Below are 19,134 nucleotides of genomic sequence, written 5' to 3'. Positions count from 1 at the left end.
AAAGGAGCGGACCTTAGCGGCATAAGTAGGAGGTTATGTTATGGAACATAAAAAAACAGTCTTATCCAAGTTCTTTGATATTATAAATGGACTGGAGAATGTGGTTCTGGCAATCATGGTCATTGGCATGATTGTTACAATTCTTTTACAGATTATTGGGCGTATTACCGGCCATCCTTTTGCATGGACAGAGGAAACCAGCCGTTATCTGTTTCTGTGGATGATGTTTGTAGCTCTGGCCTCCGGTTTTAACCGGGCGGAGTCTTCCAGAGTGACCCTGCTGCTTGCGGCAGGCCCTAAATGGCTGAAAAAGTTCAGTGAAGTATTATATGCAGTAATTGTAGTAGCCTTTTTCGGTTTTATGATTATTTATGGAATTGAAGTTGTAAAGCAGCAGATTATGATGAAAGAAATGGGAACAGCTCTTCAGATTCCGATGTATGTCATTGGTGTTTGTGTGCCAGTTTCCGGTGTGCTTGGTATTATTGGAGTGGTAGAGAGCTTTTTAGAATACCATGGGAATGTTGCGATTCCTGATAAGGAGAAAGAAAAAGAAAACTAAACAGACGTAGAAAAGGGGCGATAAGAAATGAGTATGAGTGTTGTTTTATTAATTGTCTTTCTGGTTTTAATGTTTTTAGGAGTACCGATTGCAGTATCACTTGGAGCATCCGCTGTCATTTGCATTGTTACGATGTCTGATTTGCCGCTTTCACTGGCAGCCCAGTCTATGTTTACGTCTATGAACAGTTTCATCATGGTAGCAGTTCCGTTATTTATTCTGTGTGGTTCTCTGATGGATGAAGGCGGTGTTGCAGATAAGATTTATGACCTTGCAGAGGCCATGGTAGGATGGATTTTCGGTGGTCTGGGACATGTATCTGTGGTGGTTAACATGATATTTGCCGGTATGTCAGGGTCTTCCGTGGCGGCTATTGCATCCATTGGAAAGATGAGTATTAATGCTCTTTCGAAAAAAGGGTATCCGCGGGAGTATGCGACCGCTATCAACCTTTCAGGCTCTATGCTGGCATCGGTCATCCCTCCGAGTATTCTGATGATTAATGCGGCAGCCACGGCAAATATATCTATAGGACAGGCTCTGCTGGCAGGTCTGATTCCTGGAATCATCATTGGTTTTATTTTTATGATTTATAACTATTTTTACTGTAAAAAACATGGAATTGGTGACCGTGCTCCGTTCCAGGCGAAAAAGCTTGGTAAAGCTTTCATGAATGCGATTCCTGCACTGCTGACACCGGTAATCCTGCTGGGCGGTGTTTATACAGGCTTCTATACACCCACAGAGGGTGCAGCCATTGCAGTTGTTTACACTATTTTAGTATCTGTCTATGTTTATAAGAATTTAAAGTGGAAGGATATTCCCAGAATCATTTGTAAAAATGCACGTTCAACAGGAACGATTTTGTTTGTAGCGATTGCAGCAAAACCAGCCTCTCTGCTGTTCGAGCTGGATGGCCTGCCGAGCACAGTTGCAAACATGATTACGGGTGTTTCTGATAACCGCATCGTCATCATGTTCGTTCTATATGCATTTTTAATATGTGTTGGGATGTTCATGGATGCCACGGCAGCTATTTTCATCCTTGTTCCGATTCTTCTTCCGGCAGTGCAGGCAGTTGGGGTATCTCCGTTATTTTTCGTAGTATTCCTTGTTATTACACTGTCTTTCGGATTGATTACACCTCCAGTCGGGGTATGCCTATATGCGGCTCAAAATGTTACAGGGCTAAGTTTGGAGCGGATTATTAAGGCTTCTGTCCCGTGGATTATCCTCATTGCAGTTACGCTTTGTATTTTCATAGTGCTCCCGCAGCTTATTACAGGACCTGTAGGCCTGATATTTGGAACCTAATGCTGCCTGGAATGATATATTACCAGGAAAGCGGTATAATACATAAGGAGGAAATAAAATTGAAAATTGTAATATTAGACGGTTATACAGAAAACCCGGGAGATTTGAGTTGGGAAGGTTTCGAAAAATTAGGCGAATTGACCGTATACGACAGAACCTCTCTGACAGATGCACAGGAAGCAATTGACAGGATTAGAGATGCGGAAGCGGTATTGACGAATAAGACCCCCCTTCCAAAAGAGATTATTGATGTATGCCCAAATTTAAAGTATATAGGCGTTCTGGCAACAGGCTATAATGTAGTGGATACCAATGCTGCTAAAGAAAAGGGCATTATCGTAAGCAATATTCCGACGTATGGGACTGCAGCTGTGGGACAGTTTGCAATTGCCCTTTTGCTTGAAATCTGCCATCATATTGGGCATCATGACCATGCAGTGAAAGAGGGACGCTGGGAAAATAACATAGACTGGTGCTTTTGGGATTATCCGTTGATTGAACTTGCCGGTAAAACTATGGGGGTTATTGGGTTTGGAAGAATTGGACAGGAGACGGGAAAAGTTGCGAAAGCGCTGGGAATGCGCGTCATTGCCAACGATGAATACCCAAATGATGCAGGAAGGGAGATTGCAGAATATGTTTCCAGAGAAGAGTTGTTTGCCCAGTCGGATGTAATTTCTCTTCATTGTCCATTATTCCCTTCTACAGAAGGTCTTGTGAATAAAGATAATATTGAGATGATGAAAGACGGGGTTATTATCTTAAATAACTCCAGGGGACCGCTGATAGTAGAACAGGATCTGGCAGATGCCCTGGAGACAGGAAGAGTGTATGCAGCAGGCCTGGATGTGGTGTCCGAAGAACCGATTAAAGGTGATAATCCACTGCTGAGGGCAAAAAACTGTATTATTACCCCGCATATATCATGGGCCCCAAAAGAAAGCAGGCAGCGTTTAATGGATATTGCAGTAAAAAACCTGGAAATGTTTATCCAAGGTGAGCCCGTTAATGTTGTAAATAGATAATAAACCAGTAACAGCAAGGAGTTTCCTATTCTGATGAGGGAACTCCGGGTGCTTCATATTCATCTTCTTTCATCCTGTACCCTACACCAACCTCTGTAAATATATATTTCGGCTGGGCTGGATCTGTTTCCAGCTTTCGGCGGATATTTGCCATATTTACCCGAAGTATTTTATTATCATCATCTGCAAAGGGGCCCCATATGCTGGAAAGAATGGTGGCATAGGTCATAACTTTTCCTGAATTCTGGGCAAGGAAGGTAACAATTTTATATTCTATGGGTGTTAAATGCACTTCCTTGCCATCAATACTAAGCAAACGTTTGGAAAAATCCAAAATCAGGCCTCCGCACTGGTAAGGGCGGATGTAGAGTGAATCGTTGGTCATCAGGCGGTTGGAATGGCGGAGGGAGGTGCGGATGCGGGCCAGCAGTTCGGATGTTCCGAAGGGCTTGGTGATATAGTCATCAGCGCCCAGGTCTAAGGCAGTTACTTTTTCTCTCTCGGTAGAACGGGCTGATATCACGATAATAGGGATGCTGGACCATGTGCGCACTTTTTCGATAATCATATTACCGTCCATATCAGGCAGCCCCAAATCCAACAGGACAATATCAGGACACTGTGAACGGATCAGGCTCAGTCCTTCTCCTCCGTTGTCTGCACAAAGGACTTTATATTCATGTTTTTTAAGAATCTTATTCATAAAGGTCTGTATGTTTTTTTCATCTTCTATGATTAGCACTGTAAATTTATACATCGTATTCATCCACCTTTTCCTTAAATAAAATAAAAGTAAGCTCAGCACCGTCTTCATGATTAGCGGCACTTATTGTACCACTGTGAGCGGTAATAATTGTATGGCAGATAGACAGGCCAATCCCCATACCGCGGCGTCTGTCGGTTCTGCTGTTATTGTATGTTCCTGCAAATATGAATGGAAGATGTGATTCATCAATTCCGATGCCGTAATCACGGATTGTAAAAGAAACTCTGTCCTCATAATTCTCGATTATTAATTCTACAGGTTTCCGGCTGTTGGAATGTACGAAGGCATTTTCTATGAGATTGATTAAAACCTGCTCAATAAGAATTGCATCCATTGGTATTGTAAGAGGGGCCTCAGGCATTTTAACTGATACTTTTAATTCCGGATAGCGTTTTCGGACACGTGAAATTGCTTCTGATACTACTTCTTCCACCACCTCCGGTGACTTTTTTACTTTACCGCAATTATTTTGGATGCGTGTCACCGTCAGCAAGTTTTCCACTATGTTCAGCAGCCAGTTTGCATCTTCGTTTATATTAGAAACCAGTTCCAGACGCTCAGATTCTGTCAGGTTCTCATAATCTTCCATGTAAGAAGCGGAAGAACCGATAATACTGGTAAGAGGGGTGCGCAAATCATGGGAGACGGCCCTTAAAAGGTTTGCGCGTATCCTTTCCTTTTCCACTTCTGCTAATTTCTTTTCACGCTCATCAAGTGCAGTCTTCTGCAGTTTCAGTGCTGTAGTGGCTGTACAAGTTATAACCGTGATAGTCAGCATACCAAAAAATGTAACGGGATAACCGTCCAAAGTAAAATCCATTTTAAAAAATGGATAAGTAAAGAAGGTATTCACCGCCGCGACACAAAAAAATGAAGCCACAATTCCGTACATATAGCCATCTGTATTCAGTGCAATGATAATGAGCGCCAAAATATAAAACAGTGCAATATTTACAGAATGCTTATTTCCAAGGTAAAAGAACAGAAAGGAAAGAGCAGTGGATATTACAAGGCAGAGCAAGGTTATGATTAAATTTTTGGCTAAATTCTTCTTCAATGTTATTCACCTCAACAAATTATAGCATAAGCATATCATAATACGGCAGAAATCTACAGCAATTTTAACAGAAATTTTCATATATACTGAGGGAATGAAAGGAACTGAAAAGATATAAAAGATTTCCCTTGGATTTATTGACATGCTATACAAATAGTCTTACAATTATAGTGGTATGTTTATAAAAATTGCATATGAGATGCAAGAAAAAGGAGGATTTACTCAATGGACACAGGTAAATTAAACAGAATACTGGAGGCAATGAAAGAGAAAGATATGCCGCAGATGATTATTGCGGACCCTTTAACTATCTTTTGGCTGACAGGAAAGATGATTATTCCAGGGGAGAGATTATTAGCACTTTATCTGAATGAGAACGGGAATCACAAGCTTTTTATTAATGAACTGTTCCCGCAGGAACAAGATCTTGGGGTAGAACTTGTATGGTATAACGATGTACAGGATGGTGTTGAGATTCTGTCACGATATGTAGAAAAAGATAAGCCGATTGGCATCGACAAAATCTGGCCTGCAAGATTCCTGCTTAGATTACAGGAACTGGGCGCAGGAAGCAAATTTCTGAACGGTTCTATGATTGTCGACTACATAAGGATGATTAAAGACGAAAAAGAGCAGGAATTGATGCGGGAATCTTCCAGATTGAACGATATTGCAGTTGAAAGGCTGATTCCGTGGGTATCAAAAGGACTTACTGAAAAAGAGCTGAATGCAAAAACTCGTGAGATTTTCCAGGAGCTGGGATGCGAGGATGTATCTTTTGACCCAATTACAGCTTATGCAAAAGGTGCCGCAGACCCTCATCATGTAACAGATGACTCCAAAGGAAAACGCGGAGACTGTGTAATTCTTGATATTGGCGGTTTTAAAGACAACTATGCATCTGATTTGACAAGAACTGTATTTATTGGAGAGGTTTCTGACCGGGCAAAAGAAATTTATGATATTGTTGTAGAAGCAAACAGAAGAGGAATTGAAGCTGCAAAACCTGGCAACAGAATGTGCGACGTTGATGCTGCCTGCCGTGACTATATTACGGAAAAAGGATTCGGACCGAACTTTACTCATAGAACAGGACATTCTATCGGGTTGGAAGATCATGAATTCGGAGATGTATCTTCTGTCAATGAGGATATCATCAGGCCGGGACAGTGTTTCTCCGTAGAGCCGGGAATCTACCTCCCTGAAGAAGGAATTGGTGTCCGCATTGAAGATATTGTACTCATAACAGAGGATGGCTGTGAAGTTTTGAACCATTTTACAAAAGATTTGATTGTTGTTCCAGAAGAGGCATAAAAGGCCTTGGAACAGAGTTTTATAAAATGGGGGAGGAACGTACTTTTAAGTATGTTCCTCCCCCATCCTATTCTTTATGCGGGCGTAATCCCTCTTTATTTTCCCAGTGACAAATACGTTGCGGCTTGTTATGGTGTATTTGACTTTGCTTCTTCTCTATATTTCTGCAGCACATTCTGAATCCGCTCACTTGGATTGAGCAGTGTACTGATGGAACCGTCATGGTTCAATGTGTCTATCAGCAGGGCAATATATTTGCTCATGTCACAGTTAATGTAGTATGGCTTAGAAAGAAGTGACGGTGACTGGTAAATTAAGTTTGTTGCCAGTATCCCTGTAATGATTCCGTCTTCATAAGCCTTGTCAAACTTGTCCATTCCATTTGTAAACAATCCAAATGTTGCAGCAGCAAAAATTCTATTCGCTTTGCGGCGCTTTAATTCGGTAGCCACTTCAATAATACTGTCGCCAGAGGAAATCATATCATCAATGATGATGACATCCTTGCCTTCTACGGAACTTCCGAGAAATTCGTGGGCTACGATAGGATTGCGCCCATTCACGATTTTAGTGTAATCACGGCGTTTGTAGAACATACCCATGTCGATGCCGAGTACATTGGCAAGGTAGACTGCACGGTTTGTGCCGCCCTCATCAGGACTGATAACCATCATATGGCTGCTGTCTATCTGCAGGTCCTTCACATGGCGCAGAAGTCCCTTAATAAACTGATAAGTTGACGGAGCTGTCTCGAAACCGCTCAGAGGTATGGCATTTTGTACCCTGGGGTCATGTGCATCAAAGGTGAGGATATTGTCTACCCCCATACGTACCAGCTCCTGAAGGGCCAGAGCGCAGTCCAGGGATTCCCTGCCGTTTCTTTTGTGCTGACGGCTTTCATACAGGAATGGCATGATAACATTAATACGTCGGCACTTTCCGCCTATAGCGGCAATCACACGCTTCAGATTCTGGAAATGATCATCCGGGGACATGTGGTTTGTGTTGCCGGTCAGGGAGTAGGTTACATTATAGTTGCATACATCAACCATAAGATAAAGGTCTTTTCCGCGCACGGATTCATTGATAATACCTTTTGCTTCTCCTGAACCGAATCTCGGAACTTTGGTGTTTATAATATAGGTATCCCTTACATAACCTGAAAATGCTATATCATCTTTGTGTTCATGTGCACTTTCTTTTCTCCATTTTATCAGGTAGTCGTTAACCTTGCCTCCAAGCTCTTCACATCCCACAACTGGAATGAGACCTAAGGAGCCTACCGGAATATTTTCTAGAGTTCTTTCTGTGCGGTGTAACATGTCTGTTCCTCCCTGTTTTTTAATTTCTTTTTAATTCTGATATCGTCACCAATCAGCTTCAGCATAGTGTAATTACTTGTAATCCTGGAAAATGACCGTTCTGTATATAAGTCGGCCAGGGTATCCAATGAAAGATTGGTCGATATAATGGTAGATTTACGGCTGAGAAGCCGTTCGTTAATGCAGGTAAAAAACTGTGATGCCACAAATGTATTGGTAAATTCTGTTCCTAAATCATCTATAATCAGCAGATCACAATCAAAGATATACTCATACATATTCTGCGCATCAATATTATTTTTGTCAAATGTATTTTTTGCCAAAATAGAAAAAAACTTTGAAGCAGAGAAGTAAAGGACGGAAAATTCCTTATCCATCAGTTCCTTTGCAATGCAGTTGGAGAGAAAGGTCTTTCCAACGCCCACGTCTCCGTATAAAAACAGGTTATGGAAGTCTGTCTTGAATGTATCAACGAAATTGTGGCATACATGAAGGGCATCCTGTATTACCTGCATAGAAGAACGCCCTGTCTTGCTGTCTACATAATTGTTAGAATAGTAATTAATAGAAAACGTATCAAAATTCTCCTGCTTTAGAATCTCGTTCAGATTAGACTGTTCGTAGAGGAGGCCAATGACGGATTTTTTGAAGCAATGGCACTTTTGGTTTCCAATATAACCGGTATCCTTGCAGTCCCTACAATCATAGAGAGGCTCCAGATAATCCGGAGGGAATCCGGTAGAGCGAAGCAGTTCCTGCTTGCTGCTCCTTAAGATTGCCAGTTCTTCTTTCAGCAGATCGACTGCTCTCTCATCTCCGTTCAGCAGCTTTTTACCGTACTGGATAGAGAGGATAGAAATAGAATCATCTAAAGATTTAAATTCCGGTAGTTTATCATAGACGTCTTCATAGCGTCTTCTCAAAATATCGCGGTTATGAAGCTGTTTTTGTTCGTAACCACGCATAATAGCCTGATATTGCGATGCTTTAAGTCCCACAATCTGCTCCTTCTAATTACTGTTTAATAGTTGCTCTTCCAAAGATTCCATATCATAAGCTCGTCTCTCAAAATTGTTGAGATTTTTTGAGGCGGGTCTCTGTTTGATACCGGCAGCTTTCTGAACCGACTTTTCTTTAAGGAAAGCTGCATCTAAGGCTGCGATATCTTGCAAGTGGCGTACCTGGTTCTCATTCCACTTTGTGAGAATTGTGTCTGCATACTCGAAGCTTGGCTGGTGCGTGGCTGTAATCGTACGGCTGCATGCCTCCTGTATGATGTCAAGAGCAAAGCCAAATTCCTCTGTCCATTTTTTGATAAAAACAAGTTCGGCTGCCGCAGGCCCTCTGTTCTTGATGCCAAATGCATTCAGAACGGTATAACAATTCTTGTGATAGGCAGAAGAAGTCTGACGTGCCTGCTCTACGGAAGTAATGCCATTATCGGCCCAGGATAAGGCAACCTTTTGGATATAGTGCATACTTTTATGTCCGTTCTCCACGCAGGATTCTATAAGGTATTCTATCAAATCTGCAGACATCCCCAGAGTTTCGTAAAAATATGTAATAGCATCTACATCTGTTTTAGACAATGTCTTTCCTAAATACTGCTCTGCAATAAAAAGAAGAGACTTTAGTTCCTTCTGTGCCTTAAAAGAAGTCAGAGGGATGGCCTTAGGTATCGGGAGTACTTCAGGCGGCGCCTCATCTGTTACCTGCTCCTTCACAGGAGTTTTTGCAGGAGCTGAGACGGTCTTCAGGGCGGTCATTTTCCTTCCGGCAGCGGCAATGGAAGGGGCTCTTTCCAGCTCAATCCCAACAATCTTGCCGTCCTTATCTTTTTCCAAACTTAAAAGTCCTTCAGATTCCCAGTATCTAAAGGCCCTTAGTATATCTTTTTCTGTATTGTTCAGGCAGTCTGCAATCACTGAGATTGTCAGAGAGGAGCAAGGATCATCCAGATGCCGCAGCAGAAACAAATATACTTTTACAAATTCACCATTTGCCTGAATCATGTAATTATCAATGAAGTCGTTGGTGATTAATGTCATGTTTGTCTGAAACTTATTTTTTAATGTTAATGTCTTCATTTTATGTTTCCCCACCCTTTGATTTTTGTACCGGTTCTCATGCGTAAAGGTATTATAGCATCTTATCGCAAAGGGAAAAAGCACTTTTTCGTGGCAAAAACAAGGTATTTTGTAGATAACTTTATGTGGAAAATGTGGATAAGTCCTATTTTAAAAGGTCTTCTCCAATGTTTACAACATCTCCGGCCCCCATAGTTATCAACAGGTCACCAGGTTTACAATTCTTTTTTAAGAAATTCTCAATTTTTTCGAAACTAGAAAAGTAGTGTGAATCCGTACCGGTGCGCCGAATCTCATTTGAAAGGTCTTTCGACGAAATTCCAAGAGTGTCGGTCTCCCTGGCAGCATAAATATCAGCCAGAACAACATGGTCTGCATGGGAAAGGGATTCGGCAAATTCCCGGAAAAATGCTTTCGTACGGGTATAAGTATGAGGTTGGAATACACACCATAGTTTATTATGAGGGTAATGTTGTGCAGCTTTTAAGGTGGCTGCAATCTCCGTCGGATGATGTGCATAATCATCTACGATAGTAGTGCCGTTTAAAGTACCTTTATATTCAAAACGGCGGTCGGTTCCTGAAAAGGAAATCAGCCCTTTCTGAATGATATCCATAGGAATATCAAGGAGCTCTCCAACAGCAATAGAGGACAGTGCATTTGATACATTATGGTCACCGGTCACGGAAAGAACGATATGTTCAGCCTGCTTACCTTTGCGGAGCAAATCAAAAGAAACCCTGCCCTTGTCATCATAACTGATATTCTGTGCACTGTAATCCGAAGAAGGAGCGCTTCCATAGGTGACAGTGCGGCAGTGGAGTCCCTGACAGATTTCTTCATAGTTCTGGATGTCTGTATTAATAACAAGGGTTCCGTCAGACGGAAGCAGCGCTGCAAACTGATGAAAGGAATGGCGGATGTCTTCCAGGTCTTTGAAGAAATCAAGATGATCCTCCTCGATGTTAAGAATGACACTGATTTTAGGATTAAAGTCAAGGAAGCTATTCGTGTATTCACAGGCTTCAGTGATGAATGTCCCTGAATTTCCAACACGTATATTTCCCCCGATAGCCTGCAGGATGCCGCCTACGGATATAGTGGGATCCAGGTTCCCCTCCAGAAGAATATGGGAAATCATAGAGGTGGTTGTTGTTTTTCCATGTGTTCCTGATATGGCAATAGGAGTGCTGTAATTCTTCATGAGCTGTCCAAGCAGTTCGGCACGTGTAAGCATGGGGATTTTCCGGGCAACTGCTTCAATCAGTTCCGGGTTATCCCTGCTTACGGCGGCTGTATATACCACGCAATCAATTCCATCTATAATATTCGAGGCACTCTGACCGTAGAAAATCCGAACACCTTTTTCCTCAAGCTGATTGGTGAGCGGTGATTTTCTGGAATCCGAACCGGAAACAGTGAACCCTTCTTTGTGAAGTATTTCTGCGAGTCCGCTCATACTAATGCCTCCAATTCCTATGAAATGGATATGGATTGGTTTTTTGAAATTAATCTTATACATATATTTATTCCTTCCTGGGTTGTAAAATTTTGGAAATAGTCATAAACTTTAACTGTTTTTTATATTATACTATATATGGGGAATTTTTAAAGATGTTCTTTTTGTGCAAAAATGACAAAAAGTAAAAACATTGAATTAAAAAATTGTAAAAAATGTGCACAAACGAGAAAAAATGTGTTATAATAAATCCAATCAACTAGAAATGAGGTGACGACATGATTAAGAAAGAGATGATTGCTATGCTGCTGGCAGGTGGACAAGGCAGCAGACTGGGGGTTCTTACCGCAAAAGTAGCCAAGCCGGCAGTAGCTTTTGGGGGCAAGTACCGTATCATTGATTTTCCGCTCAGTAACTGTATTAATTCTGGTGTTGATACTGTAGGTGTGCTGACACAGTACCAGCCTTTACGCTTGAATACTCATATTGGGATTGGTATCCCGTGGGATTTGGATAGAAATGTCGGAGGTGTGACGATTCTGCCACCTTATGAAAAAAGTACAAGTAGTGAATGGTATACGGGTACGGCGAATGCTATTTATCAGAATCTGGACTATATGGAGACTTATAATCCCGATTATGTGCTCATTCTTTCAGGGGACCATATTTATAAAATGGATTATGAGGTAATGCTGGATTTTCATAAGGCAAATCAGTCTGATGTAACAATCGCAGCTATGCCTGTGCCAATAGAGGAAGCAAGCCGTTTTGGTATTGTCGTTACAGATGAAGAAAGCCGGATTAAAGAATTTGAAGAAAAGCCGGAGAAGCCAAGCAGTAACCTGGCATCTATGGGAATATACATATTTAGCTGGCCGGTGCTTAAAGATGCATTGCTGAAGCTTTCTGAACAGCCAAACTGTGATTTTGGAAAGCACATTATTCCATATTGCCATGAGAATGGGAAACGGATGTTTGCCTATGAATATAATGGATATTGGAAGGATGTGGGAACTCTTAGCTCTTACTGGGAAGCAAATATGGAATTGATTGATATCATTCCTGAGTTCAACCTGTATGAGGAGTTCTGGAAGATTTACACCAACAGTGCAAATATTCCGCCTCAGTATATTTCAGAAGAAGCTGTTATTGACAGATGTATCATAAGCAACGGCTCTGAGATTTATGGAGAAGTCCGTAATTCAGTGCTTGGAGGCGGTGTGACTGTCGGCAGGGGAAGTATCATCAGAGATTCGATTATTATGAGAGGAGTCACAATCGGAGATAATTGTATCATTGATAAAGCAATTATTGCTGAGGATACTGAGATTGGAAATGATGTCGTGATCGGTATTGGAGAAGATGTTCCGAATATGGAGAAGCCGGGTGTATACGGCGGCGGGCTTGCTACAATTGGAGAGAACTCTGTGATACCATCCGGAGTGAAGATTAGTAAGAATACCGCCATTAGTGGTGTTACGTCGTCAGAGGATTACAACGATGGAGTACTTGCAAGCGGTGAGACATTAATAAAGGCAGGTGAACGGATATGAGAGCAGTAGGTATTATTTTAGCGGGTGGTAACAGCAGAAGAATGCTGGATTTAACGTCCAGACGGGCAACGGCAGCAATGCCTATAGCTGCCAGCTACAGAGCAATTGATTTTGCGCTGAGTAATATGTCGAATTCACATATACAGAAAGTTGCCGTACTGACACAGTACAATGCAAGATCTGTGAATGAACATTTGAACTCATCAAAATGGTGGGATTTTGGAAGGAAACAGGGAGGTCTTTACATATTTACTCCGACGATAACAGCGGAGAATGGATACTGGTACCGTGGAACCGCAGATGCTATTTATCAGAATCTTGATTTCCTGAAGAGATGCCATGAGCCTTATGTGATTATTTCATCTGGAGATGCAGTGTACAAGCTGGATTACAATAAGGTGCTTGAGTATCATATTGCAAAAAAAGCTGATATTACAGTAGTGTGTAAGGACCTGGAAACAGGAGAAGATGCGACACGGTTTGGAACAGTACGCATGAATGAATCTGCCAGAATTGAAGCATTTGAAGAAAAGCCAATGGTGGCTCACTCCCAGACAATCTCTACTGGTATCTATATCATCAGGAGAAGACAGTTAATAGACCTCGTCGAGCACTGTGCAGAAGAGGAAAGACATGATTTTGTAACCGATATTCTGATTCGTTATAAGAATTTGAAGAAAATATACGGTTATAAGATAAACAGCTACTGGAGCAACATCTCAACAGTGGAGGCATATTACCACACAAATATGGATTTCCTGAAGCCGGAGGTGCGTAATTATTTCTTCAAAGAACTTCCACCGGTGAAGTCCAAGGTCAGCGACCTTCCGCCTGCTAAATACAATCCGGGCGCGGTTGTGAAGAACAGCATTATCGGAAGCGGAAGTATCATTAACGGTACAGTGGAAAATTCGATACTGTTTAAGAAAGTATTTGTGGGCAATAATTGCGTCATCAAGAATTCTGTTATCCTGAATGATGTTTATCTGGGGGATAATACGTATATTGAAAATTGTATTATTGAGAGTCGTGATACGATAAGGGCGAACACGAGACATGTTGGCGAGGATGGAGTAAAAGTGGTAGTTGAGAAAAACGAACGGTATGCATTATAATCTTACGAATGCAGGCAGAGAAAGGGGACTTGAATGTTATGCAGATTACAGATGTACGTGTGCGCAGAGTAACAAAGGAAGGTAAGTTAAAGGCAGTCGTTTCTATCACCATTGACGATGAATTTGTAGTTCATGATATCAAAGTGATTGAAGGTGAGAAGGGCTTATTCATAGCAATGCCCAGCAAGAAAGCGCTTGACGGCGAATACCGCGACATCGCGCACCCAATCAATTGCGGCACCAGAGAACGTATTCAGACCACAATTCTAGAAAAATATTCTGAATCAGTTGAGGAAGAATCAGAATCAGTTCCTGAAGAAATGTAATTGAAGTAGGAGTAGATGTAAAACTGCTGCAGCTCATAGAGGGTGCAGCAGTTTTTTGCTCTGCCGGAAGATGCTTCGAATGTCCGGCAGAGTACGAACTCCAGGAAACTGCACTACGGAGTTTGTAAACTTTTCATAGAATCTTCTGGTGTGTTGAGATGAAACTCCATGTGTTCATTGGTCCGGGGATGATAAAATGTCAAGCGGCAGGCAAATAGCTGAAGAGTTCCGATGGCAGAATGTTTTTTTTGTATGCCGTACTTTTTGTCACCAGCGATGGGCGTTCCCATGTGTGCCATCTGCACCCTGATTTGATGATGCCGGCCTGTCTTTAAAGTGATTTCTGCAAGTGAGTAGGGCGGCTGAGTTTCTATAACTTTATAATGAAGGAGAGCCTTTTTTGCTCCCGCAGTATTGCTGGAGCATATGCGGGAGGAATTGGTTCTGCTGTCTTTTATTAGATAATCTTCCAGATCTCCTTCCGGACAGGAGGGAATACCATCCAGGAGGGCGCGGTAATGTTTTCCGAATCCATATTCTGTCAATTGCTTATTCAGGTTTTTCGCCGCAGCCTGGGTTTTAGCAAATACGAGAAGTCCTTCTACGGGCTGGTCCAGACGATGAATCACGGCCAGATAAGGCGGCTGTTTTTGGGGACTGTTTTTATAGATATGGTTTTTCAGGATGCTGACCATATCAGGTGTTCCGATACGGCTGCTCTGTGTAGGCACTCCGGACGGTTTGCGGCATACGATAATATCCGGGTCTTCAAATAAAATATCAGGGGTCATTTTCTTTGCTCCTTTAGTGGTATTTCCTTGACTTTTCAGAAAAATCTGACTACACTGATTATCATATAAAAGAAATAAGAGGTCAAGCTTTCTAAATAGATTTTTGATAAGGCAGGTGGAATGAGAATGAACCAGGATTGGGAAAGATTTGGGGAGGATATCAAGCGAACGGTGCAGGATGCCATAGATTCCCAGGACTTTAACAGGCTGAATCAGACAATTACAAACACCATCAACGGCGCCATGGGCGGTCTGGGGAAGGGATTGTCGAATATGAGCAGGCGTGCCGCCAGAGATATGTACAAGTATCAGCGTAGGGCACAGCGGCATGGGTACGGTTGGGAACAGGACCGGAATCCCTATATGTATGGAGAAGAAAGAAATCAGGCAGGGGACAGGCAATACCGTGCTTCACAGGAATCAACCGCGCTGCAGAAAACTTCCGGCTTGTTTATCCAGACACCGGGGATGAAAGTCGGCGGAATCGTTATGACTGTGACAGGATGGACCGTGGGAATCGGGACGTTCCTTACAATGTTGTTTCTGTTGATCGGAACAGTACTGATGGGTCATTATTTTGGAACGTGGCTTCAGATTGCAATGGGAATTCTGGCTCCCTTTTTTGTCGGCAGCGTGATTTTGGGTAATGCAGGCAGGGTACTTTTAGGCAGGGTGAAGAGATTCAGAACTTACATCCAGGAGCTTGAGGGAAAGGAATACTGCGAGATAAAGGAACTGGCAGAAAGGCTAAAAAAGCCCCACAAATATGTGGTGAAAGACATTGAGAAAATGATACAAAAAAGATGGTTCCGGCAGGGACATCTGGACCATCAGAAAACTTGTCTTATTGTAAGCGATAAGGCTTATGGACAGTATACTGAGCTGATGCAGAATGTGGAGAGGCAGAAACTGGAAGAAAGGCTTGCAAAAGAGCGCCAGGCTCAAGAGCAGGCGAATATGGATCCTCAGGTACAGGAAATTGTCCGTGCCGGGGATGAATACATTAAAAAGATCCGTGAATGTAATGATGCAATTCCAGGAGAGGAGATTTCTGCTAAGATATACCGGATAGAGATGCTGGTAGCTAAGATTTTTAACCGGGTACAGCAGAATCCTGAAAATATCTCTGATATCAGGAGACTAATGGAATATTATCTGCCCACTACGGTTAAGCTTTTGGAAGCGTACGAGGAGCTGGATGCCCAGCCGGTGCAGGGGGAGAATATTATTTCATCAAAAGAGGAGATTGAAAAGACATTAGACACATTGAATGTGGCGTTTGAAAAGCTTTTAGATAGTTTGTTCAAGGATACGGCATGGAATGTGTCTGCAGATATATCTGTGCTGAATACAATGCTGGCACAGGAAGGTCTTACAAAGGATGACTTTTAATCATGGAGGAAAATAACATGAACAACGAATTTGAAGGATTTGCTGCGGCACCTACATTGACACTGGAACCTTTCCGGGAAGAAAAACAGGCTGTAAAACCTGCTGCTGTGGAAGAGGCTTCTTTTAATGACAGCATTTTGTCTGAATCAGAAAGACAGGCAGTGGATACATTTGCCAGCCAGATTGATTTGACTAATTCCGCAGTGATTTTGCAATACGGCGCAGGAACCCAGAAGAAGATGGCAGATTTTTCTGAAACGGCTCTTGAGAATGTGAAGACAAAGGACTTGGGAGAAGTTGGAGAGCTTCTGTCAGGCGTTGTGCGGGAACTGAAGGATTTTGGCGAGGAGGAGGAAAAAGGATTTTTAGGAATCTTTAAAAAGACCTCAAATAAGATTTCCGCAATGAAAGCGAAATATGCCAAGGCAGAGACAAATATTAACCAGATATGCAAAGTGCTTGAAAATCATCAGGTGCAATTATTGAAGGATATTGCTATATTGGACAAGATGTATGATGTAAACCTCACCTATTTTAAGGAATTGTCCATGTATGTACTGGCAGGTAAGAAAAAGCTGCAGGAGATTAGAAATACAAAACTGCCGGAGCTTCTTGCGAAGGCACAGCAGAGCGGGCTGCCGGAGGATGCACAGGCGGCGAAAGATTTGGACTCCATGTGCAACAGGTTCGAGAAAAAGATACATGACCTGGAGCTGACCAGAACTATTTCCATACAGACAGCACCTCAGATCCGGCTGGTTCAGGGAAATGATACACTTATGGTTGAGAAGATACAGTCCACGATTGTGAATACGATACCGCTGTGGAAGAGCCAGATGGTTCTTGCCCTTGGGGTGGAACATTCGGCACAGGCCGCAGCAGCGCAGCGCGAAGTGACAGATATGACAAATGAACTTCTGAAGAAAAATGCAGAGAAGTTGAAGATGGCGACGATTGAGACTGCAAAAGAATCGGAGAGAGGTATTGTAGACATTGAGACCTTGAAGATAACAAATGAATCTTTGATTTCCACTTTGGATGAAGTGCTGCATATTCAGCAGGAAGGCCGGCAGAAGCGCCGGGAGGCAGAAAAAGAGATGCTGCGTCTGGAGAATGAACTGAAACAGAAACTTCTTCAGGTACAAGGGTAATATAAGAAAATGAAAATAGAATCCCTTGACAAAAGGAGTATTTTCAAGTAGAATCACAGTTACTATAGGCTGTGAACGGGATTAGTATATACAGAAAGCGGCACAGAGAGGGGGCTATCAGGTGGGAGGTCCCTGCGCGGAATGTACAGAACCGGCCCGGGAGCCCCTGTGTGAAAACACAGCGTAGAGCCGGCGTTAACGGTGAATGAGTGAACTGTAAATTACAGTTAATTAGGGTGGTACCGCCGAAACTTTCGGTCCCTTTTTGAAGGGAAAGAAAGTTTCGGCTTTTTATATAATGTAGAAAGTTTCTTTCCATATAAGAAAAACAGGGCAAGGGTCCTGGGAAATTGAAAAAAGGAGACATATTATGGCAAAGGAAAAGAAATTAGTTAAGTCAATTACATCAAGAGATGAAGATTTCGCACAATGGTATACAGATGTGGTGCGGGAGGCAGAATTGTGTGATTATTCAAGCGTAAAGGGTTGTCTGAATTATCTGCCGAATGGCTATGCAATTTGGGAAAATATTCAGGCAAGTCTGGATAAGCGTTTTAAAGATACAGGAGTACAAAATGTATATCTTCCAGTTCTCATACCAGAATCGTTGCTTCAGAAGGAAGCGGCTCACATCGATGGATTTGCCCCTGAGGTAGCATGGGTGACACATGGCGGTATGGAAAGACTTCAAGAGAGATTCTGCATCCGTCCTACTTCCGAGACTTTGTTCTGTGATTTATGGAGTAAGACAGTACAGTCCTACAGAGACCTGCCAAAAGTTTGGAATCAATGGAATTCCGTACTGCGCTGGGAAAAAACAACGAGACCGTTCCTTCGTTCCAGAGAATTCTTATGGCAGGAAGGACATACAATTCATGCAACATATGAAGAGGCAGAGGAAAGAACGATTCAGATGCGTGATGTATATGTGGATTGCCTTGCAGAAGATTTAGCAATTCCAGTTGTCACCGGGCGTAAGACAGAGAGTGAGAAATTTGCGGGTGCGCAGGATACTTATACGTTAGAGGCATTGATGCATGACGGAAAAGCATTGCAGTCTGCCACCAGCCATTTCTTCGGCAGTGCATTCCCGGATGCATTTGATATTAAATATGCAGATAAAAATAACGAGCTGCACAGTGTTTACGAGACATCCTGGGGGCTTTCCACAAGGAGCATCGGTGCGATTATTATGGTACATGGTGATGACAGCGGATTGGTTATGCCGCCTAGAATTGCACCGTTACAGACAAGAATCATTCCTATTGCACAGCATAAAGAAGGGGTCCTGGATAAGGCAAATGAACTGTTTGATACGTTAAAGGCAGCAGGATACAGAGTAAGCATTGACGATTCTGAGAAGAGCCCGGGATGGAAGTTCAGTGAGCAGGAGAAACTTGGAATTCCGACCAGAATTGAAATCGGTCCGAAAGATATTGAAAATAATCAGGTCGTAGTCGTACGCCGTGATAACAGTGAGAAGATTATAATTCCTATGGATGAACTTGCAGAAAAGCTCTCCGGCATATTGGATACAATTCAGAAAGATATGTTTGACAGAGCAAAGGCCTTCCTGGATAATCACATCAACACTGCAGTGACTATGGAAGAAATGAATGAGAAATTCAAGCAACACCAGGGCTTTATTAAAGCGATGTGGTGCGGTGATGAAGAATGTGAAGGTGAGATTAAATATTATACAGGAGGTGCATCCTCCAGATGTATCCCGGAGGAACAGGAACACCTGTCCGATGTCTGCATATTCTGCGGAAAACCGGCGAAACATATGGTATATTGGGGAAAATCATACTAGAATTCATGTACGGGGACCTGTTTCTTTATTAATAATAAGGGGAGGTCCCCTTTGATTTTGTAATAGGAAAGTGCTTTTCCTATTACA

The 19,134-nt window shown here is 42.4% G+C and carries 17 protein-coding genes and 1 other annotated feature; of the genes, 10 read left to right on the top strand and 7 right to left on the bottom strand.

Translation table 11 applies throughout. The features are described from left to right. Window positions 1–40 precede the first annotated feature (40 nt). From A8805_RS15225 to A8805_RS15215, 3 genes are read left to right on the top strand one after another with little or no spacing between them, the layout of a single operon-like run. The gene (locus tag A8805_RS15225; RefSeq protein ID WP_109712669.1) at window positions 41–562 is read left to right on the top strand and encodes a TRAP transporter small permease; all 522 of its coding nucleotides are present in this window, start codon (window positions 41–43) and stop codon (window positions 560–562) included. 27 nt (window positions 563–589) lie between these two features. Next, on the top strand, window positions 590–1,876 hold the full coding sequence (locus A8805_RS15220; protein WP_242992421.1) for a TRAP transporter large permease: 1,287 nt from the start codon (window positions 590–592) through the stop codon (window positions 1,874–1,876). 59 nt (window positions 1,877–1,935) lie between these two features. Further along, complete coding sequence (locus tag A8805_RS15215) at window positions 1,936–2,901, top strand: D-2-hydroxyacid dehydrogenase (RefSeq protein ID WP_109712840.1); 966 nt, start codon at window positions 1,936–1,938, stop codon at window positions 2,899–2,901. Between the two features lie 25 nt (window positions 2,902–2,926). Here A8805_RS15215 and A8805_RS15210 read toward each other — a convergent pair whose 3' ends face one another. Then, window positions 2,927–3,658 carry a response regulator gene (locus A8805_RS15210; RefSeq protein WP_109712667.1) on the bottom strand — a complete coding sequence of 244 codons (732 nt, stop codon included), beginning with the start codon at window positions 3,656–3,658 and terminating at the stop codon, window positions 2,927–2,929. After that, on the bottom strand, window positions 3,651–4,730 hold the full coding sequence (locus A8805_RS15205) for a sensor histidine kinase (protein WP_420319475.1): 1,080 nt from the start codon (window positions 4,728–4,730) through the stop codon (window positions 3,651–3,653). Before A8805_RS15205 ends, A8805_RS15210 begins: the two co-directional genes overlap by 8 nt. A gap of 219 nt (window positions 4,731–4,949) precedes the next feature. On the opposite strand from A8805_RS15205, the gene A8805_RS15200 reads away from it, so the two are divergent. Beyond that, a complete protein-coding gene (locus tag A8805_RS15200) occupies window positions 4,950–6,038 on the top strand; it encodes a M24 family metallopeptidase (protein ID WP_109712663.1) in 1,089 nt (362 codons plus the stop codon). A gap of 128 nt (window positions 6,039–6,166) precedes the next feature. Here A8805_RS15200 and A8805_RS15195 read toward each other — a convergent pair whose 3' ends face one another. From A8805_RS15195 to murC, 4 genes are all read right to left on the bottom strand, one after another. Beyond that, entirely contained in the window at window positions 6,167–7,360 is a 1,194-nt protein-coding gene (locus tag A8805_RS15195) for a ribose-phosphate pyrophosphokinase (RefSeq protein WP_109712661.1), read from the bottom strand. Further along, window positions 7,333–8,358 (bottom strand): ATP-binding protein, encoded by a 1,026-nt coding sequence (locus A8805_RS15190; protein ID WP_109712659.1) that lies wholly within the window; start codon window positions 8,356–8,358, stop codon window positions 7,333–7,335. Before A8805_RS15190 ends, A8805_RS15195 begins: the two co-directional genes overlap by 28 nt. 12 nt (window positions 8,359–8,370) lie before the next feature. Beyond that, entirely contained in the window at window positions 8,371–9,447 is a 1,077-nt protein-coding gene (locus A8805_RS15185; protein ID WP_109712657.1) for a DnaD domain protein, read from the bottom strand. 145 nt (window positions 9,448–9,592) lie between these two features. Continuing rightward, window positions 9,593–10,969: a UDP-N-acetylmuramate--L-alanine ligase gene (gene murC, locus A8805_RS15180; RefSeq protein WP_109712655.1), complete on the bottom strand. Its 1,377-nt coding sequence runs from the start codon at window positions 10,967–10,969 to the stop codon at window positions 9,593–9,595. A gap of 215 nt (window positions 10,970–11,184) precedes the next feature. On the opposite strand from murC, the gene A8805_RS15175 reads away from it, so the two are divergent. Genes A8805_RS15175 through spoVG form a run of 3 tightly spaced genes read left to right on the top strand, consistent with a single transcriptional unit; the run spans window position 11,185 to window position 13,900 of the window. Continuing rightward, on the top strand, window positions 11,185–12,459 hold the full coding sequence (locus tag A8805_RS15175) for a glucose-1-phosphate adenylyltransferase (RefSeq protein ID WP_109712653.1): 1,275 nt from the start codon (window positions 11,185–11,187) through the stop codon (window positions 12,457–12,459). Beyond that, complete coding sequence (gene glgD / locus A8805_RS15170; RefSeq protein WP_109712651.1) at window positions 12,456–13,574, top strand: glucose-1-phosphate adenylyltransferase subunit GlgD; 1,119 nt, start codon at window positions 12,456–12,458, stop codon at window positions 13,572–13,574. Before A8805_RS15175 ends, glgD begins: the two co-directional genes overlap by 4 nt. Window positions 13,575–13,612: 38 nt before the next feature. Continuing rightward, complete coding sequence (gene spoVG, locus A8805_RS15165; protein ID WP_109712649.1) at window positions 13,613–13,900, top strand: septation regulator SpoVG; 288 nt, start codon at window positions 13,613–13,615, stop codon at window positions 13,898–13,900. 113 nt (window positions 13,901–14,013) lie between these two features. Here the strand turns inward: spoVG and A8805_RS15160 are convergent, their stop codons facing one another. Further along, on the bottom strand, window positions 14,014–14,691 hold the full coding sequence (locus tag A8805_RS15160; protein WP_109712647.1) for an RluA family pseudouridine synthase: 678 nt from the start codon (window positions 14,689–14,691) through the stop codon (window positions 14,014–14,016). Window positions 14,692–14,811: 120 nt separating this feature from the next. Between A8805_RS15160 and A8805_RS15155 the strand changes: the two genes are divergently transcribed. The 3 genes from A8805_RS15155 (at window position 14,812) to proS (ending at window position 19,047) form a co-directional block, all read left to right on the top strand. After that, window positions 14,812–16,083, top strand: a complete 1,272-nt coding sequence (locus A8805_RS15155; protein WP_109712644.1) for a 5-bromo-4-chloroindolyl phosphate hydrolysis family protein — start codon at window positions 14,812–14,814, stop codon at window positions 16,081–16,083. Between the two features lie 17 nt (window positions 16,084–16,100). Then, window positions 16,101–17,234: a toxic anion resistance protein gene (locus A8805_RS15150; protein WP_109712838.1), complete on the top strand. Its 1,134-nt coding sequence runs from the start codon at window positions 16,101–16,103 to the stop codon at window positions 17,232–17,234. Window positions 17,235–17,296: 62 nt separating this feature from the next. Further along, window positions 17,297–17,500, top strand: a binding site (T-box leader). A gap of 104 nt (window positions 17,501–17,604) precedes the next feature. Continuing rightward, on the top strand, window positions 17,605–19,047 hold the full coding sequence (gene proS / locus A8805_RS15145) for a proline--tRNA ligase (RefSeq protein ID WP_109712642.1): 1,443 nt from the start codon (window positions 17,605–17,607) through the stop codon (window positions 19,045–19,047). Window positions 19,048–19,134 lie beyond the last annotated feature (87 nt).

Source organism: Faecalicatena contorta (assembly GCF_003149105.1).
GTDB lineage: Bacteria > Bacillota > Clostridia > Lachnospirales > Lachnospiraceae > Muricomes > Muricomes contortus_C.
Note: the sequence above shows the minus strand (reverse complement) of the source record. Positions and strands in the feature narration are given on the sequence as shown.

What these genes read in the sequence shown, in the direction of transcription:
- A8805_RS15225 (WP_109712669.1), top strand. Translation starts at nt 41, where the DNA reads ATGGAACATAAAAAAACAGTCTTATCCAAGTTCTTTGATATTATAAAT.
- A8805_RS15220 (WP_242992421.1), top strand. Translation starts at nt 590, where the DNA reads ATGAGTATGAGTGTTGTTTTATTAATTGTCTTTCTGGTTTTAATGTTT.
- A8805_RS15210 (WP_109712667.1), bottom strand. Translation starts at nt 3,658, where the DNA reads ATGTATAAATTTACAGTGCTAATCATAGAAGATGAAAAAAACATACAG.
- A8805_RS15200 (WP_109712663.1), top strand. Translation starts at nt 4,950, where the DNA reads ATGGACACAGGTAAATTAAACAGAATACTGGAGGCAATGAAAGAGAAA.
- A8805_RS15195 (WP_109712661.1), bottom strand. Translation starts at nt 7,360, where the DNA reads ATGTTACACCGCACAGAAAGAACTCTAGAAAATATTCCGGTAGGCTCC.
- A8805_RS15185 (WP_109712657.1), bottom strand. Translation starts at nt 9,447, where the DNA reads ATGAAGACATTAACATTAAAAAATAAGTTTCAGACAAACATGACATTA.
- murC (WP_109712655.1), bottom strand. Translation starts at nt 10,969, where the DNA reads ATGTATAAGATTAATTTCAAAAAACCAATCCATATCCATTTCATAGGA.
- A8805_RS15175 (WP_109712653.1), top strand. Translation starts at nt 11,185, where the DNA reads ATGATTAAGAAAGAGATGATTGCTATGCTGCTGGCAGGTGGACAAGGC.
- glgD (WP_109712651.1), top strand. Translation starts at nt 12,456, where the DNA reads ATGAGAGCAGTAGGTATTATTTTAGCGGGTGGTAACAGCAGAAGAATG.
- spoVG (WP_109712649.1), top strand. Translation starts at nt 13,613, where the DNA reads ATGCAGATTACAGATGTACGTGTGCGCAGAGTAACAAAGGAAGGTAAG.
- A8805_RS15160 (WP_109712647.1), bottom strand. Translation starts at nt 14,691, where the DNA reads ATGACCCCTGATATTTTATTTGAAGACCCGGATATTATCGTATGCCGC.
- A8805_RS15155 (WP_109712644.1), top strand. Translation starts at nt 14,812, where the DNA reads ATGAGAATGAACCAGGATTGGGAAAGATTTGGGGAGGATATCAAGCGA.
- A8805_RS15150 (WP_109712838.1), top strand. Translation starts at nt 16,101, where the DNA reads ATGAACAACGAATTTGAAGGATTTGCTGCGGCACCTACATTGACACTG.
- proS (WP_109712642.1), top strand. Translation starts at nt 17,605, where the DNA reads ATGGCAAAGGAAAAGAAATTAGTTAAGTCAATTACATCAAGAGATGAA.